Consider the following 804-nt stretch of genomic DNA (forward strand, 5'->3'; position numbering starts at 1 on the left):
CCTCGTCGCCGTGGCCGGAAGCGGCGGGGCGCAGGGGCGCGAGCGCCCGCGCGAACCGCTCGGCCCACGCCCCCGACACCGCGTCCACGGTGGCCGCCGTGGTGGCCCCGGCCACCCACATGGGGACGCCCGCGCCGCCGGTGGCGGCATCCCGGCGCACGATCTGCAACCCGGTGGCCACATCGCCGCTCAGCAACGCCGCCACCTCGCACGACGCGAACGCCGCGGAGCCCGCGCACGCCGTCTCGTAACTCACCGACAGCGGCGAGGCGGGCGACGCGGCCGGGGCCTCGGCCAGACACAGCAGATGGATCCCGGCCCCCGGACCGCCGACCGCCAGCCGCGCGAGCGTCTCGCGCAGCGCGGGCGGGCCCGGATCGCCGTCCACGATCACCACGGTGTACGGCCCGGCCGGGCCCGCCGCGCCGCCGGCGGCGGTGTCGTCCAGCCGCCGCGTCAGCTCCGCCGTACGGGCCGTCACCTGCTCGGCGTCGTACGCCAGCAGCAGTCGGCAGTCCTGCCCGCGCAACGGCTGAAGCTGCGGCAGCCAGCCCAGCCAGGACCACTCGGCGGGCCGGTCCTCGGTGCTGAGCAGCACGATCTCCAGCGTCCCCGGAGAGTGCAGCGCCGCGAGCTGCGCCACGACGGAACGGGCGAGCCCGGCCAGCCGCCCGCGCGGTCCCGCGAGCCCCAGCGAACCCGCCTGCCGCAGATCCACCGTCACCGGCGCGGCGGGCAGCAGCCCGCCCGCGCCCGAGAGCCGGTCGGCGGAGCCGAGCCGCACGGTGAGCGCGTCCGGGTGGC

General features: G+C 78.7%; 1 pseudogene. It reads right to left on the reverse strand.

What is annotated here, in order from left to right:
* Window positions 1-804 (reverse strand): annotated as a pseudogene (locus tag EEJ42_RS31140) (cell division protein FtsK); the annotation flags it as partial.

The organism is Streptomyces botrytidirepellens (assembly GCF_003721215.1).
Classification (GTDB): domain Bacteria; phylum Actinomycetota; class Actinomycetes; order Streptomycetales; family Streptomycetaceae; genus Streptomyces; species Streptomyces himastatinicus.